This is a genomic window from Flavitalea antarctica (assembly GCF_054461535.1).
The window spans coordinates 298,463-314,823 of the sequence record NZ_JBTLQG010000002.1 but is presented as its reverse complement, the minus strand read 5'-3'; the positions used below and the strand labels follow the sequence as shown (position 1 = coordinate 314,823).

11 protein-coding genes are annotated in these 16,361 nt (G+C 45.2%); 4 read left to right on the top strand and 7 right to left on the bottom strand.

From position 1 onward, the window contains the following. Positions 1–77: 77 nt before the first annotated feature. The gene (locus ACX0G7_RS03725) at positions 78–953 is read right to left on the bottom strand and encodes a hypothetical protein (protein ID WP_458922079.1); all 876 of its coding nucleotides are present in this window, start codon (positions 951–953) and stop codon (positions 78–80) included. Positions 954–1,029: 76 nt separating this feature from the next. Between ACX0G7_RS03725 and ACX0G7_RS03720 the strand changes: the two genes are divergently transcribed. Next, positions 1,030–2,391, top strand: coding sequence for a Pycsar system effector family protein (locus ACX0G7_RS03720; RefSeq protein WP_458922078.1), 1,362 nt, complete (start codon positions 1,030–1,032; stop codon positions 2,389–2,391). 62 nt (positions 2,392–2,453) lie between these two features. Here ACX0G7_RS03720 and ACX0G7_RS03715 read toward each other — a convergent pair whose 3' ends face one another. Together ACX0G7_RS03715 and ACX0G7_RS03710 are read right to left on the bottom strand one after the other, a co-directional pair. Then, a complete protein-coding gene (locus ACX0G7_RS03715; RefSeq protein ID WP_458922077.1) occupies positions 2,454–4,316 on the bottom strand; it encodes a 2-oxoacid:acceptor oxidoreductase subunit alpha in 1,863 nt (620 codons plus the stop codon). A gap of 120 nt (positions 4,317–4,436) precedes the next feature. Continuing rightward, complete coding sequence (locus ACX0G7_RS03710) at positions 4,437–7,349, bottom strand: glycoside hydrolase family 3 N-terminal domain-containing protein (RefSeq protein WP_458922076.1); 2,913 nt, start codon at positions 7,347–7,349, stop codon at positions 4,437–4,439. Between the two features lie 236 nt (positions 7,350–7,585). Between ACX0G7_RS03710 and mutL the strand changes: the two genes are divergently transcribed. Further along, entirely contained in the window at positions 7,586–9,454 is a 1,869-nt protein-coding gene (gene mutL / locus ACX0G7_RS03705; RefSeq protein WP_458922075.1) for a DNA mismatch repair endonuclease MutL, read from the top strand. A gap of 6 nt (positions 9,455–9,460) precedes the next feature. On the opposite strand, the gene ACX0G7_RS03700 is transcribed toward mutL, so the two are convergent. The 4 genes from ACX0G7_RS03700 to ACX0G7_RS03685 form a co-directional block, all read right to left on the bottom strand. After that, entirely contained in the window at positions 9,461–11,074 is a 1,614-nt protein-coding gene (locus ACX0G7_RS03700; protein ID WP_458922074.1) for a hypothetical protein, read from the bottom strand. Then, a complete protein-coding gene (locus ACX0G7_RS03695) occupies positions 11,067–11,621 on the bottom strand; it encodes an RNA polymerase sigma factor (RefSeq protein ID WP_458922073.1) in 555 nt (184 codons plus the stop codon). The genes ACX0G7_RS03700 and ACX0G7_RS03695 overlap by 8 nt, the downstream gene beginning before the upstream one ends. Before the next feature lie 140 nt (positions 11,622–11,761). After that, entirely contained in the window at positions 11,762–13,111 is a 1,350-nt protein-coding gene (locus tag ACX0G7_RS03690) for a D-alanyl-D-alanine carboxypeptidase/D-alanyl-D-alanine-endopeptidase (RefSeq protein ID WP_458922072.1), read from the bottom strand. A gap of 31 nt (positions 13,112–13,142) precedes the next feature. Further along, on the bottom strand, positions 13,143–14,279 hold the full coding sequence (locus tag ACX0G7_RS03685; RefSeq protein ID WP_458922071.1) for a formimidoylglutamase: 1,137 nt from the start codon (positions 14,277–14,279) through the stop codon (positions 13,143–13,145). 93 nt (positions 14,280–14,372) lie between these two features. Between ACX0G7_RS03685 and pheS the strand changes: the two genes are divergently transcribed. Both pheS and ACX0G7_RS03675 read left to right on the top strand, forming a co-directional pair. Beyond that, positions 14,373–15,419: a phenylalanine--tRNA ligase subunit alpha gene (gene pheS, locus ACX0G7_RS03680; RefSeq protein WP_458922070.1), complete on the top strand. Its 1,047-nt coding sequence runs from the start codon at positions 14,373–14,375 to the stop codon at positions 15,417–15,419. Positions 15,420–15,442: 23 nt separating this feature from the next. After that, on the top strand, positions 15,443–16,309 hold the full coding sequence (locus ACX0G7_RS03675; protein ID WP_458922069.1) for a 3-hydroxyacyl-CoA dehydrogenase NAD-binding domain-containing protein: 867 nt from the start codon (positions 15,443–15,445) through the stop codon (positions 16,307–16,309). The last annotated feature ends 52 nt before the right edge of the window (positions 16,310–16,361 follow it).

The following is a 16,361-nucleotide window of genomic DNA, read 5'->3' as shown; positions in this document are numbered from 1 at the left end:
CCCTTTTCGCAGGCAAGCGCTATCGGGGGCATGTGTCCATCGCAAGACGTATTCCCGGCTTCCGCGGCTGACATTTGCTAATTGCCTGGCTTGATTCCGGGTTGATAGGACAACCTGACGATGTTAGCTTTTCCCTGCAAACCTTCGTTGGCAATAAACATATGGCCCTCGGGTGAGAAACAGATCCCTTCCGGCTGAGCAAATACATCAGGATTCATGGAATATACGTTTTCAACCTCACCTTTCAGTGAACAAATCACCAACACTTTACCGACCGATGCAATTACAAATACCTTGTTTAATATAGGGTGAACAGCAGCAGCCGACGGTTTACACTCAGCTGAATAATCTTTCATTAGCTTTTTAACTTCCCGCAATGAAATTATGTAAACGGGTTCGGCAGAGAAGTTCTCAAGGAGAGGATCAAAACTATAAGCCACCAACGCGTCCTGCAGCATTCTCTGTTCTTTCGACAGCAGGACTAGTTTTTCAATGGATTTGTCATAATACAGACTTTCAAACTCGATTTTTGATTTCTTTTTAAACGGCACCTTCCGGGCCGTAGATTGGTCTTTCAGGGAAACGACATTGATATTTCCATTACTTTCAAGGACATAATAAGTAGAATCAACAATAGCTATATCCTCGTAGTCGTTTTTTTCACCAAAGTCCAGGGCATCTGGTTTTCCTTTTCCGAAATCAATGGTGAAAATTTTTCCATCTTCATCATTGATGCCCGATAAAGTCCGGCTATTGATGTAGGTTATACCAGAAATTTCCAGCAGCCGTTTATGTAAAAGAAACACCTCCCTGTTCTTATTGTCGTAACCAGGAATTTCGGGTAAAAAAGACTTGCCATTTTTACCACTACAGGACACCAGGGTAATAACCACAAATACAGGTATCAGCATCCGGAATGGCAGTTTGTAAAAGATGCCGGAATTGCCAACCATAGATTTGTATTTTATTAAATCTAACCGAAATCCGAATTTAATATTGCTTAATTTCAAAGTTCAAAGTTAATAAAGCATGACGGAAGCCGCTCAACAATTATTGGTACAGGTCCGGCAATATGTTGTCAATCTCCTCCATACGAAGTTGAATCCGTCATTTATATTTCACAACCTCGACCATACCAAAGACGTTGTAAAATCCTGCGAACTACTGGCGGACTATTATAAGATCAGTGACGAAGACAGGCTCCCATTACTGGTGGCTGCCTGGTTTCATGATACTGGTTACACCGGAGGTGTTGCCAGGGACCATGAAGTACTGAGTCAGAAAATTGCGGCTGAGTATCTGAAAGACAAGGCTGACGAAGGTTTTATAGCCCGGGTTAACCGTTGCATACTTAGTACCCGCGTCCCCCAGTCGCCTGTGAGTCAGATTGACATGATCTTATGCGATGCCGACCTCTTCCATCTTGGCACCGAAAGCTTTGACGAAAGAAATAAATTGCTGCGCAAGGAGATCAATAAACTTACTGATATAAAGATCAGCAAACAGGAATGGCATAAAAAAAACGTATTGTTCCTTCGCCAGCACCAGTATTTTACAAGCTATGGGAAAGAAAAACTTGAACCCATCAAGCAAAAATTTATAAGGGAGATTGAAGCAAAGATCACAGAGGATGCAGATGAGGTTGTGAAGATAGACCTTAATGGTCCACGCAACTCCGCAACGCCTGCCGCCCTGCCTTCGTTACAGCTAATTGAGGGTCCACAAACTATAGCGGCACCCGAAAAAAGCAGGCAGGACAAAGACAGTATCAAACACGAACTGGAAAGAACCCGCCGCGAAACAGAAAAATTGAAGGCTGAGGCGCAAAAAGCTGATACAGAAAAGATCAAAAAAGATAGCAAGGTTGAAAGAAGCATCGCCACGATGTTCAGGATCATTTCGGATAATCATGTGAGCTTAAGCCAGATGGCCGACAGTAAGGCGAACATCATGATCTCAGTGAATACGATCGTGATGTCGATACTGGTTTCCGTTCTGCTGGGCAAGCTCCAGTTTTATCCTGAATACATACTGCCGACCATCATCCTGCTGGGTGTTTGCCTTTCGGCTGTCATCTTTGCCATTCTTGCTACCCGTCCAAATGTGAGCAGCGGCACATTTACAAAGGATGACATAATGAACAAAAAAGTGAACCTGTTATTTTTCGGCAACTTTTACAATATGGGACTGCAGGATTATGACTGGGCGATGAAGGAGATGATGAGCGACCGCGAATATCTGAACAGCAGTATGATCAAGGATATTTATTTCCTGGGAGTGGTGCTCGCCAGGAAATACAAATACCTGAGAATATCCTATAACATTTTTATGTTCGGGTTGATAGTTGCCATTATTGCCTTTGGCATCGCTTTCGTTGTCACTGAGTCATAGATCAGAATTGCTTCAACAATTCAAATTTATTCCGGCACTCATATTCAATCCGGTCGCTCGTCCTAAAGATGGCTACCTTCCTGGAGAATTTCCTTTAGTTTAAGCACCAGCTCCGTTTTTGTGATCGGTACTCCCATGATCTTGTTGTAACCTTTGGCATCAACAAGGTACTGGTCACGAATGATCTTGATGAGCTGCCCATTATTGATCTCGGGAATCAGCACCTGTTCATAATTTTTCAGGATCTCGCCAAGGTTTTTTGGAAACGGCCGCACGTAACGTAGATGAGCATGCGCCACCTGGTGGCCTTCAGCCTGCAGCTGGGCAACCGCACTTTTAATCGATCCATAAGTTGATCCCCAACCCAGGACAAGCAATTTGCCTTTATCGGGGCCGCTGTCCAACTGCTGGTCAGGTATATACTGGGCAATCCGGTCAACTTTCTCCTGTCTTATTTTAACCATCAACTGATGGTTCTCCGGTTCATAGTTTACATTACCTGTGATATTTTGTTTTTCAAGCCCACCAATCCGGTGTTCAAGTCCGGGCGTACCTGGGATTGCCCATGGTCTCACCAGTTTTTCATCCCTCAGGTAAGGCTGAAACTTTTCTTCGCCGTGACCCAGTTCCGTTTTGAACTTAACATCGATGGGTTTGAGGTCATCACTCTTCGGAAATTTCCAGGGTTCTGCACCATTGGCGATATATCCGTCACTCAGCAGTATTACAGGGGTCATATGTTGTACCGCGATGCGGACAGCTTCATAGGCAACTTCGAAACAGTCGCTTGGCGTTGAAGCTGAGATAACGGGCATCGGGCATTCCCCATTACGACCATAGTAAGCCTGTAGCAGGTCACTCTGCTCCGTTTTTGTTGGAAGCCCAGTGGAAGGACCACCTCTCTGAACGTTTATAATAAGCAACGGAATTTCCAGCATAACAGCAAGACCCATCGCTTCACCTTTAAGTGCCATACCCGGTCCTGAAGTAGTCGTGATACCAAGCGAACCGCCATAGGCGGCGCCAATTGCAGCAGTAATTCCAGCGATCTCATCTTCGGCCTGGAAGGTCCGGACGCCGAAAGCCTTGTGCCGGCTGAGTTCATGCAAAATATCTGAAGCTGGCGTTATCGGATAAGTGCCAAGAAAAATTGGAAGACCACTTTTCTGGGAAGCGGCGATCAATCCGTAAGACAGCGCCTGGTTACCCATAATCGAACGGTAAACACCAGGGTCCATTTTTGCTTTTTCAACCCGGAACCGGCTTGAAAATGTTTCTATCGTGTCACCATAATTATATCCTGCCTGGAGAGATTTTACGTTGCTGTCGAGGATTTCCTGCTTCTTTCCGAATTTCTCTGTGAGGAAAGCAATGGTATTTTCCATGTCGCGGTTATACATCCAGTAGAGATAGCCGAGCACGAACATGTTTTTCGCGCGGTCCTTCTCTTTAGTACCCATGGTAATATCCTTAAGCGCCTCCCGGGTGAGCCTGGTCACATCGATCCTGGTGACCTGGTAATTAGTGAGGCTTTCATCCTCAAGTGGGTTGATCCCCTCCGGATAGTTTGCAAGACGGAGATTTTTTGCATCAAATCCATCCGTGTTAACAATGATCCTGCCTCCTTTTTTGAGCGCTTTGAGATTTGCTTTCAGCGCAGCCGCATTCATTGCAACGAGCACATCATATTCATCACCCGGAGTATAGATCCGGTCACTTGAAAATCGAAGCTGGTATCCGCTCACTCCCGGCAAAGTACCCTGCGGAGCACGGATCTCAGCCGGGAAATCGGGGAAAGTGGCCAGGTCCAGGCCAAGCAACGCAGTATTATTCGTAAACTGGCTGCCGGTGAGCTGCATTCCATCGCCCGAATCGCCCGCAAATTTTATGATAACCTCCTGGAGAACTTCTTCTTTACCTATCATTACTAACTGTATGTGGCGCAAAATTAATATAAGTTAGGGGAACCGCATGAGGACACGCGTCCGCCACAAAGGGGATTTGAAAACTTCTCCGTATTTCGGAAGCCGGATATTTCGTTTTGCCTACTTTTTGATCATCGCGTTGTAGATAACTTCATGAACCTTAGGCCTCACGTTGATTTTTCCGAATTTATTCTGGTCAGGGCTGTTAACGCGGTTTGACAGAAAAATATAGGTTAAATTATGCTTTGGATCGATCCAGAAACAGGTTCCCGTAAATCCTGTATGCCCATATGTTTCGGGAGAGGCAGACAAAGTCGGATATGGCTCTTTCCGGGTGGCATTGTCTTTTTCAGGTTTGTCGAATCCAAATCCCCGCCGACTGATCGCACTCTGGTAAGTCGTAAACAATTTTATGGTTTCCTTTTTGAAGAACCTGTGTCCGTTATAAGTTCCGTTACTCAACATAACCTGCGATAAAACTGCGAGGTCATAAGCATTGCTGAACAAACCGGCATGTCCTGCCACACCCCCAAACATAGCGGCACCCGGATCATGTACATCGCCCTGGATCAACTGTTTTCTGAACAAATTATCATCCTCTGTCGGCGCAATGCGGTTTAGCGAGAACCGGTTGAGGGGCTTGAACCCTGTAGAAGTCATACCAAGCTTATCATAGAACTCCCTTTTCACATATTGGTCGAGTGGCATTCCCGAGATAGCCTCTACTATCTTACCCAGGAAAATGAAATCATTATCGCTATAAACATATTTTCCTTTTCCAACGACTTCGGACTGAAGAATGCGGCGGTAAATGGTATCCATCCAGTCATCACGCATATACATGTTCGCAGCAACCCGCATCATGTGTAATGAATCAGGTTTTGGAACATAGACTGAATACTTAGGCAACCCTTCAGGGGTCAGATCGATGGTTTCACGATAAAAGGGGATAAATGATTTTAATCCCGCCTGGTGAAGCAAGATATCCCTGACAGTAAGATTCTGCTTGTTGCTTCCTTTGACCCAGGGGAGATAATCCCCTAACTTTTTATCAAGCTTTAGTTTGCCTTCATCATACAGCTTCATAACTGAAACAGTGGTGGCCATCACTTTTGTAACTGACGCGAGGTCATATAACGTTTGAGGATAAACCTGCTCAGTACTGTCGTACCCCAGGTGCCCGAAAGCCTTTTCGTAAGCAATCTTGCCATCTTTTGCAACCAGCACAACTGCGCCCGGGATGGCTTGCTGGCGGATCGCATCTTCAACTATGGAATCGATCTCCATCAGTTTTTGTTTGTTCAAACCTACATCTGCCGGCTGCACAGTTCTCAACATCCTGTTTTCGGTAATGCCATAGCCATAATTAAAAGGTCCGCAAACCGTAACCGGCAACTTTCCTTTTGCAAAAAATCTTCCATACAAAAGATCCGCTGCCTTCTGATGGGTGGCGGCATCATCTTCATAACAAACAAGGAGTACAGGTGCATCACATACCTGGCTCACAGCATAAGGATTACCAAATAACATGGTAACAGTCTTGTTTGTCGCCTGCACCCTTTTTACCAGGTAACCGGCCGGCCGGCTGATACCAAAATTATTTGCGGGAAAGCGGTTCAGATTATGAAGACCTATAACAACAACATCATACCTGTTTGATAACAATGAAAGCATGGCTTCAGCCTGGACCGAATCCATCTTATAATCGAAATAAAATGCGTTGGCATTGTAATCTTTCCGAAGTTGTAAAGCAAATTCATTGTCTGCAGTTAACCCTACGCCGAGGTAGGCCACTCTTTTGCCGGTTGATAGCGGGAAAGTGAGAGAATCATCGTTGCGTAATAATGTTATGGCATTTTCAGCAACGAGTTTGCGCATCTTGTCGATGCCCGCATTCAGGTCCTCCGTAAGATGATTGAGATTAACAGGCTTTACATTGCTCACGCCATATAAGTATTTTGCCTTAAGTACCCGCTTAACATGGTAGTCGATCTTGTCCCAGCTAAGCTGATCCTTCCGGATAGCTTCCCTGATCTTTTCTATGGCCATTGGCACATCGCCGGGCAGGCATAACATATCATTCCCGGCAATCAGCGATTGTACAGAGGCATCGCCATCTGGAAAATATTTTGTGACGCCTTTCATTTCAAGTGCATCCGTAAAGGTGAGGCCTTCATAGTTCAGCTCGGACCTCAGCAATTTTGTAACGTTGTTATAGGAGATTGAAGTTGCCCTGTTTGCGGTTGTATCGATTGCCGGAATTGAAAGGTGCGCCACCATTACAGATCCAACCCCTGCACTGAATAATTGCCTGAACGGGTAAAGCTCAAGGGAATCCAGTTCAGCCCGGCTTTTTGTAATAACCGGTAAATCATAATGCGAATCAACTGAAACATCACCATGCCCGGGGAAATGTTTGGCACATGCCATCACTCCCACATCCTGCATACCCTTCATATATTGAAGCGCCCAGTCAGACACCCGATATTTATTCTCTCCGAATGATCTGTCGTTGATAACGGGGTTTGCCGGGTTATTATTAATGTCTACTACCGGCGCATAGTTTACATGGATGCCGATCCGTTTGCATTGTTCGCCAACAAGCTTACCATATTGATAGACCAACTCCGGATCCTGCACCGCACCCAGCATCATCTGGCGGGGAAGTCCCGCTACGCTGTCGAACCTCATACCCACTCCGTTTTCACCATCTATAGCAATAAGTATGGGCGTTTTTGCCATCCGCTGATACTGATTGATAAGAGCTGCTTGTTTTAGCGGACCGCCCTGGAACAAACAAATACCGCCTACATTATATTTCTTAACTGCATCCTCCACTTCTTTTTCGTAAAAAGTTACCCGGCGATTTGCGCCGGAACCACTTACAGAAGACATTCTTACAACCATTAACTGGGCAATCTTTTCATCCTTACCGAGTGATTGAAAAACGCTGTCCACCCATCTGTCGGCCGCTACCTGCGCAAAACTCTGGCTACTGATTACCAGGCCGATCACTAGAAACAATTTATTCATAAGTTACTTTGAGAAATTTTTACAAATTAAGAAGATTAGCGGATTTTAGTTTGACAGATTGATTACTATAGCGTTAAAGCGTGAAATAAACTTTTTTTGTTAGCTGGTTTGTATTTATTGACAATTGCAGGGTTGCGTGACCCGGAAATCAAAGTAAAGGTTTAAATTTGACCCTCGTTTGCGTAAGTAATCATCTTTTCTTCAGAACGTACTGAGAGCCGGTTTCGTGTAAGACAATGACAGATATCATTCAACTTTTATCGGATAACATCGCTAACCAGATTGCTGCAGGAGAAGTTATCCAGCGTCCCGCAAGTGCAGTGAAAGAACTGCTGGAAAATGCCGTTGATGCGGGGGCAACCGAAATCAAACTGATTGTAAATGAAGCGGGCAAATCACTGATACAGGTGATTGACAACGGCCGGGGCATGAGTGAAACAGATGCCCGGATGTGCTTCGAAAGACATGCAACCTCCAAAATCAAAAACATTGATGATCTTTTCAGGATCCGCACCATGGGGTTCCGGGGTGAAGCACTGGCATCAATAGCGGCTGTGGCCCAGGTTGAGCTTAAAACCAAAAGGGAAGAAGATGAAACGGGCACCTATATTGAAATAGAAAACTCGATGGTTGTTGTTCAGGAACCAGTTGCCTGCAATACGGGTACGAGCATAGCCATGAAAAACCTGTTTTTCAATGTTCCTGCCCGCAGAAATTTTCTAAAAACGAATGCTTCTGAAATGCGGCACATCGTTGATGAATTCATCAGGGTTGCGCTTGCCTTCCCTGAATTGCTATTTTCACTCACCGCAAACAACCTGCAGGTTTTTCATCTCGAAAAGGGTTCACTTAAACAGCGTATTGTACAAATACTGGGGCACAACTATAATGCAAAGCTCGTTACGGTTCAGGAACAAACCGACTACATGAACATTTATGGCTTTGTAGGAAAACCTGAAACAGCAAAAAAGACAAGAGGTGATCAGTATTTTTTTGTGAACAACCGGTTCATCCGCAGTCCTTATCTGAGCCATGCAGTGATGAGTGCTTACCAGCAGATGATAAGTCCCGAAAGTTTTCCCCTTTATGTTTTGTTCATTGATCTTGATCCCTCACAGGTCGATATAAATGTTCATCCAACAAAACAGGAAATCAAATTTGAAGATGAAAGGATCATCTATGCATTCATTCAGTCTGCAGTAAAACATTCGCTCGCGCAATATAGCATTACGCCAACGCTTGAGTTCGACCTGGATCCTGGTATCCAGGGCCTCGAAGCCATCACACAGCCCTTCACTGCTGATAAACAGGCACAGGCTGCCAGCTCCGATATCTATAAAAATTTCACACAGAAAAACCAGGCACATTCTATTGATGCAGGAAACAAATCTGAACTGAAACACTGGAACCAACACCAGGCGCCGGAGAAAAAGTTTATTTCACTGATTGACCAGCTAAAATCCGAAGAGAAACAATCATCTGAAACCAGCTCTCTTAATTCGTTGCTGCCAAACCGGACAGAGCTGCGGGTCCTGGAACAGGTGTTGCCTTACCAGCTGATGAATGCTTATATCGTTTGTTGCACAACGCGGGGTTTTATCCTCATCAACCAGCAAACAGCTCATGAACGTATTCTTTATGACAGGTATGCTGCATCCTCAAATGGCAATGCCATTCCATCACAACGAAGTCTCTTTCCGGTAACTATTCAACTCTCTGCCCAGGACAATGTATTGCTCCAGGAGCTGATACCGGATCTCAACGGTCTTGGCTACCTTATAGAACCTTTTGGTAAAGATACTTATGTTATACAGGGAACCCCCGCAGACCTGGAACAGGGAAATGAGAAGGCCGCTATTGAAAATGTAATTGAACAGTTCAAACACTTTTCCAGTGATATCCGGTTTTCCAAAAGGGAGAAGCTTATTCGCACACTTGCATGTCAGCATGCGATCAAACCCGGAAAAACATTAAACCACCAGGAAATGTCCCTATTGATCAGCCAGCTCTTTAATGCAGCACAGCCCAATATCAATGCTTCCGGCCAGCCAACATATATTGAGTTCAAAAAGGATTACCTCGAACAGCTGTTTAAGAGGGGGTAAGTTGTTCTATTTTACCACCAGTGCTTTTGGACCAGGATTCTTTTTCTTCTTATCCTCCCACAGATTGTATCGGAGATAAAATTGAATCGATTTATTTTTATCAACCGTCATTGGCACCATGGGAGCGGCGCGCATACTTACATAATTACTCAGCGCCTGGTTGTAACGCAGGCCAACAGTAAATTTATTCCAGTAATAATTTGCATCGAGCATCAATCTCATTTCACTTCCGGATAGCTTATCGGAGATTGAATCGTTTGCGAACTTTGAATAACTCACGGTGTGCACACTGTCACTGCTGACCATTCCGGTCCTTACTTGTTCATGCATTGCGACACCGCTCAACAGTGATGAAAACTGGAGACCGGTACCCATGTAGAAATGTTTGAAAGGACTATAATGCAAACTGAACGGTACATTGAAATAATACAGCTTTTCCGCAGAAATTGAACTGGTGGTATTATACATACTGTTTGATGTCTTATTCAGGTATAACAACGCCGGCTTGATATATTGCGGGCTCATTATCTGCAACTCAGACTGAACATAAACCTTTCCGTTAAAATGGAATTGTGCATGAGGTGCCGGAATGTAATCACTCGTTGTGTTTGGCCGTGCATTCACATTGTAACTCAACGCCTGCTGGTCGCCAACTGGAAACACAAGAGGTAAAGAAAAGCCTAACGCAAAATTTCTACCTACCGTGGTATAGGGAGGACGAACGTTGGCTGGTCGGCCATACTTTTTATGCTGCCGGTAGTACTTCCGGCTTACCGGGGCATATGATATATAAGATCCATAGTCCTGGTTAATTGAATCGATCGATTCAGCCACAGATTGCAAGGGCAATCGTTCAATGCCTTTCACAACAGCAGCTTCAGGCCCGCTGGTTTCCGATGGGCCTGGAGGCAGTACGGGGATCATAAAAAAAGAAGGATTTCCTGTCGGTGCATACTCACCCGGTAGCGGTCCAGCAAGCTTTTGCGGACCCGCGGGAACATTCTTTTTTGCCAGGGAATTATTCCTTCCTGCTACCTCGTTGCCATCCCGTGTTACCTGGTTATCATCCCGTGTTACCTGGTTATTCTCACGTGTTACCCGGTTATCATCACGTGTTACCTGGTTATTCTCACGTGTTACCTTGTCATCACGCACAGGTTCGGCCCCGGTAAATATGGACACGGTTTTTTCTCCTGTTTTCGGTGTAACTATTAATTCCGCTTCTTCTGATTTCTTATTGTCTGATCTATCTTCCTGCCCGAGTAAAATTTTATCATCCTCAACACCTGGTTTTTCTGAAGTTTTTTGGGTACCTGCTCTGAACTGTTTTGTTTCCTGGCCAATTGACGGCGGCGGTGATGTGTTCTTTGTTGCCGAGAGGGGAGGATATACATTTTGCTTACTGAAATTCATCTTTAGCAACGTCCAGCTCCCTGCGGAAATAAACAGAAGAATGGCACTGAAAAACCACCATCCCCCGCGGCGCCGGGATTTTCCATCCTCGGGCATCTCATCGTCGAGTATCATGCGCATCTCCTGCCAGGACTTCTGCATGTCCGGCACAGGCAGCCTGTTTAGTTTATCGCGTAGCGACTGGTCGTATGGTTGATGATCATTCATTCAATGATGGTTGCTGGTTTTGTAAAAGTTTTTGCAGGAGTTTTCTTGCCTGGCTAAGGTGCCACTTGCTTGTTCCTTCACTGATCTTGAGTAATGATCCTATCTCGCGGTGGGTATATCCATCTATTACATAGAGATTGAATACAGCCTGTGTGGCTGTGGGCAGCTTCTTAATTAACTTTAGTAGCTCCTGGGCAGACATACGATGCAATGCATCTGTTTCAACAGAAGGCTCTGGAATATGGTCAATATCTGTTTTAGTAAAAAACTTCTCACGCTGCCGGATAAAGTCAATAGCGGTGTGCACAATGACCGTTCTTATCCAGGTGTATAATGACCCCTTGCTGTTATTGTATGTTCCTATATTTTTAAACACTTTTAGAAAACCGTTATGCAGCACCTCAATCGCATCTTCCTCGTTTCGCGTATACCGCAGGCACAAAGTGGTCATCGACCCGTAAAAATGCTTATATAGCTTTTCCTGGGCCCGCCGGTCGTTGTTAATACAACCGTTTATCATCTCTATATCGACAGGATTACCTGACAATTACCTGTGTATCCTCTTTGTTTCGTGATGGATTTGGTGACGGGATAAGGTTGCTTCTCAGGATACGGATTTTATTTAACTTAAGTTGGGTAGTAGCAGAATTTTAAAGGGTCAAAGTAGCATCCCGGGACCCGGAAAACTTAATATTTCCGGCGTATCTCCGAAAGAAAAGCTTCTGTTTTCCGACGAATGGCCACAGCATTGCCACGATGATTATTTATCAGAACGGAGAAACATAATAGTTTATTTTTCCGGGTATAGATAAATCCACTTAAAGCTACGACGCCGGATAGCGTTCCCGTCTTGGCATAAATAAAGGAGCTGTCCTTTTTGTAAAAATTTAACAATGTGCCTTCGCCACCCGTAGCAAAAATGCGCTGTAACCGGTCCATACCAAACTCATTTTTCATTTTGGTCAGAATCGACACAAAATCAGCCGGGGTGAAGAGGTTGAACCGGCTCAACCCACTGCCATCTGCCCACCTCGGCCGCTGAGGTAAATCCTTCAATTCGATGTCCAGCAGGGTATCGGTGATTAGATAGTCATTCATTCTCCCAAACCTTTGGTTAGACACCATAAGAAGAATCTGCTCAGCAAAAAAGTTATCGCTGTTATGCATCATTGGCATCAGCAAAGAGTCGACCGGCCTTGACATAATAATATGCCTCTTGCCTGGCTGAGCCACTGGTTCGTCCAGCCTGGTAACTGTCTTTCGGATCGTGTCCGGTAATAACCCGATAGCAGATATCAGTCCGGAGGTGATAAAAGGTACCTGCTGTTCTTTCTTTGCTTCAATACCCTGTGTGATCGTAAACAGGTTGGCATCTTTATCGCGTTCAACCGAGAAGTTTCTTTTGCCCAGATCCGGCGTAAACTTTACCGGCCAACTGACATCAGGAATAGAATAGGTGAACACCTGCTGATCAAGGATGTTTTCCGGTACAGGCACAGAAGTATCCCTTTCCTGAATCCACCGGATGACGTTTCCGTACACCGGCAGCGGGCTTCGCTCGGCCATATAAGAACTGCTGTAATCATCCCACGACCAGCCACTGCCCAGGGCCTTATCATCCCAGTTGACATCAGTTATATAGAGTGGCTTTTTTGCAGCCTGTAAAAATCTGATCACGGGCTGCTCAGGGAAATCCTGGTGCAGGAGGGTGGGATCACCGGTAGGAAATAAATAAAGAGCCGTATCATCCTCGGTATATTCGATGCCCCTTACACTATCGCCCAGGAACTTAAGTGCAGCATAACAGGTGAAGATCTTTGTATTGGACGCCGGTACAAAATATTTGTCCGACTGGTAGTTTAACAGTGACTTTTGGTTAACTGCATCTACGATCAAAACACCGACATGGGCATTGGTAAGATGCTGATCCTTCAATATCTCATTACTCAACTTAAGGGACAGTTGCTTTTGTACTGAACATGAAACCAACGCGAACACGAAAAGCAAACCAGTGAACCCCTTTATTGACTTAAGCATCTGCTAATTTAATGATCCCGTTTGAAAATAATCAGCTTCTTTCCTGTGCCCTTAACCATCTTTCCGGAATTTCATTTGAACTCGCCAGAAGATAATCCTTGTGCGAACAGGGGATGAATGTTTTATCCGGTAATTGCATCCACCAGCGGGCGGTTTTTTTACTTTGCATAAACACAGTCTGAACCTCACCAAATGCCAGGTGGTATTCATTAAACGATCCCTTCTCGTCAAGTGGTGCCTCGCGCAGAGCCCGGCTCCGTCCATCAATGGCATACCAGATCATCTGGCTTACCTGTTTCGCAGTTAATGAATCCCTATCCAGTATATCATCATAGCCATAAATACCAATACTGCTCACCACCGGGCTCATTCCCGCATACCGCATCAATACGCAAGCTTCCTCGCCATTTAAACCGTTTGGGGAAAACCGGTTTGCCGGAGCATAACTGTTAGCAATAGCCGAAATATCAAAACTAAAAAGATTTGAACTCCTGATAACAGGTTCCATTTCTTCAATCGCATCTTTTACATGCCCCACCCGAAAGCAATCAAATCGCAGCTTATCCATCGTTTGCAACATATGCGGATGAACATAATAACTCTGAAAAGCTATATGATTGTATTGCCTGATATAATTGGGTTCACCGGTCAGCATTTCCATGAGGAAGCTGTCTTCCCGTTTGCGGGAGTCGACATCAATATCGATCTGCGCATCAACACAAACAGCCTCTATGATATTTCCACGGTCGGAATAGGCATAATACTGCGCAAGTGTAAGATCATGGGATCCACCAAGAATAATGACGGTTTTGCCTGCATCCATACATTCTCCCACCACGGTTTTCAAAGCCGCATATGTGTCACTCAGCGTTGCGCCATGTTTGATATTCCCAATGTCTGCAATACGGATCTCCGGGTGCCAGTAATACATGCTGTAGAGGTGACTACGGACATTGTCCGGGCCGCTTGCCTGGTATTTCCCGGGCTGTCTTCCACGGTATTCCGGGCAACCAACAATAATGATATCAGTTTCTGCCAGGTCAGGCATCTCATATTCATAAATAACCATACTTCTTCCAAACTGCCCGTCCCGGTAACCTTCATCATCTGAGAGCATGCCGGTATTTACTGCCTCTAAAAAATCCGCGATGTACATTAGATCAGCCATGCTTGCAAGTTACTGGTCATTGACGAATGACCAATAGCGGTGGAGGTAATTTTCAGGCCCGGGCGCGAAATCCAATCTTCTTATATTTGCAGGATGGAGCAACTGTTACAGCAAATTGATGGCTATAAAAAGGAAATTGCAGAACTCAACCTGTCAGACGCCGAAGCACTGGAAACATACCGGATAAAATTTCTCGGAACCAAGGGAATCGTAAAGGCACTCTTCGTTGAAATGAAAAATGTGCCTGGCCCTCAGAAAAAAGAGTTCGGGCTTATTCTTAACGAGTTTAAACAAATTGCTGAAAACAAGTTTGAAACTTCAAAGCAGGCTCTCGGTTCATCGAAGGGCCCGAAAACGCAGGCGGGAGCGGACCTCAGTCTTCCGGGCGATGAGCTTCCCCTGGGATCCCTCCATCCCATCCATCTTTTTTTAAACCATGTGGAGTCGATCTTCCAGAGACTCGGATTTAGTGTTGCCGAAGGTCCCGAGATCGAAGATGACTGGCATAATTTCACCGCGCTTAATCTCCCGGAGCATCACCCTGCCCGTGACATGCAGGATACTTTTTACCTCGAACATGCCAAACCCGGAATGAGCGACTGGTTGCTGCGAACCCATACCAGTAACACGCAGATCAGGGCGATGGAAAAAGGGAATCTGCCCATCCGCATTATTTGCCCGGGCAGAGTTTATCGCAATGAAACCGTTAGTGCCCGGTCCCATTGTTTTTTCCACCAGATTGAAGGCCTGTATATTGACGAAAATGTTTCCTTCGCTGATCTGAAGCAAACGCTTTACTTTTTTGTTCAGGAAATGTATGGAAAGGATATAAAGATCAGGTTCCGTCCCAGCTATTTCCCATTCACCGAACCAAGCGCAGAGATGGATATTGAATGCCAGATCTGTCATGGCAAAGGGTGTTCGGTATGCAAACGCACCGGCTGGCTCGAAATTCTCGGTTGCGGTATGGTACATCCCAAGGTCCTCGAAAATTGCAATATCGATCCTGAAAAATATACCGGCTTTGCTTTTGGAATGGGAATCGAAAGGCCTGCCATGCTAAAATATGGCATCAATGATATCAGGCTTTTCAGCGAAAATGATGTCCGGTTCCTGAGGCAGTTTATCAGCGCTGTTTAGCGTAATTACTCAACAGTTATATTATGATCAACACCGTCTGTGTTTGTGGTGCAGGTACTATGGGCAGCGGTATCGCCCAGCTTATAGCCAGCAAGGAAGTCCCGACCATTGTTTATGATGTTGATCCCGTGATGGTGACAAAAAGCCAGAAAAATATATCGGATCAGCTGGACCGGCTCCAGGCTAAAAACAAGATCACTCCAATCCAGAAAGACAATACGCTTGCTCATCTCCGGTTTACTACTGCTATAAACGACTGTATTGCCGATCTTATCATAGAAGCGATTGTCGAAAAGGAGGAACCAAAGATTGCGTTGTTCAATCAACTGGCAGAGATCAACCACGCGGAAACACTTTTTACAACCAATACATCTTCGTTGTCTGTAACCTCAATAGCGATGGCGGTGCAAAATCCGGAGCGGGTTGCCGGTCTTCATTTTTTTAATCCCGCGCCGGTGATGAAACTTGTTGAGTTGATAACGACTAATGTGACCGCCCCCTCAGTGGTTGAATCATTGACAATGTTTATCACAACAATCGGGAAGACCGGTGTTCTTTGTCGAGACTCGCCTGGCTTTATTGTAAACCGGGTAGCGAGGCCCTTTTATCTTGAGGCACTTCACCTCGTGGAAAAACATAAGGTCCCGATCGCGGATATTGATAAACTGGTAAGATCGACCGGCTTCAAACTGGGACCTTTCGAGTTGATGGATCTTATCGGTAATGACATCAACCATGCAGTGAGCTCATCGGTTTATCATGCTATGAATCGTCCGGCCCGCCTCGAACCATCGGCCTTGCAACAACAAAAGGTGGAAGCAAATGAGCTGGGAATCAAAAGTGGTAAAGGCTTCTATGATTATTCAAACCCGCAGACTGAAAAGAGCTGATTGGTGGATAACCCGATATGAAGTATTTTAGCAACCTTAACTGAGACTTCAT

Coding starts and splice junctions, on each gene's coding strand:
- ACX0G7_RS03720 (WP_458922078.1), top strand. CDS start 1,030: ATGACGGAAGCCGCTCAACAATTATTGGTACAGGTCCGGCAATATGTT.
- ACX0G7_RS03725 (WP_458922079.1), bottom strand. CDS start 953: ATGGTTGGCAATTCCGGCATCTTTTACAAACTGCCATTCCGGATGCTG.
- pheS (WP_458922070.1), top strand. CDS start 14,373: ATGGAGCAACTGTTACAGCAAATTGATGGCTATAAAAAGGAAATTGCA.
- mutL (WP_458922075.1), top strand. CDS start 7,586: ATGACAGATATCATTCAACTTTTATCGGATAACATCGCTAACCAGATT.
- ACX0G7_RS03690 (WP_458922072.1), bottom strand. CDS start 13,111: ATGCTTAAGTCAATAAAGGGGTTCACTGGTTTGCTTTTCGTGTTCGCG.
- ACX0G7_RS03710 (WP_458922076.1), bottom strand. CDS start 7,349: ATGAATAAATTGTTTCTAGTGATCGGCCTGGTAATCAGTAGCCAGAGT.
- ACX0G7_RS03685 (WP_458922071.1), bottom strand. CDS start 14,279: ATGGCTGATCTAATGTACATCGCGGATTTTTTAGAGGCAGTAAATACC.
- ACX0G7_RS03675 (WP_458922069.1), top strand. CDS start 15,443: ATGATCAACACCGTCTGTGTTTGTGGTGCAGGTACTATGGGCAGCGGT.
- ACX0G7_RS03700 (WP_458922074.1), bottom strand. CDS start 11,074: ATGAATGATCATCAACCATACGACCAGTCGCTACGCGATAAACTAAAC.
- ACX0G7_RS03715 (WP_458922077.1), bottom strand. CDS start 4,316: ATGATAGGTAAAGAAGAAGTTCTCCAGGAGGTTATCATAAAATTTGCG.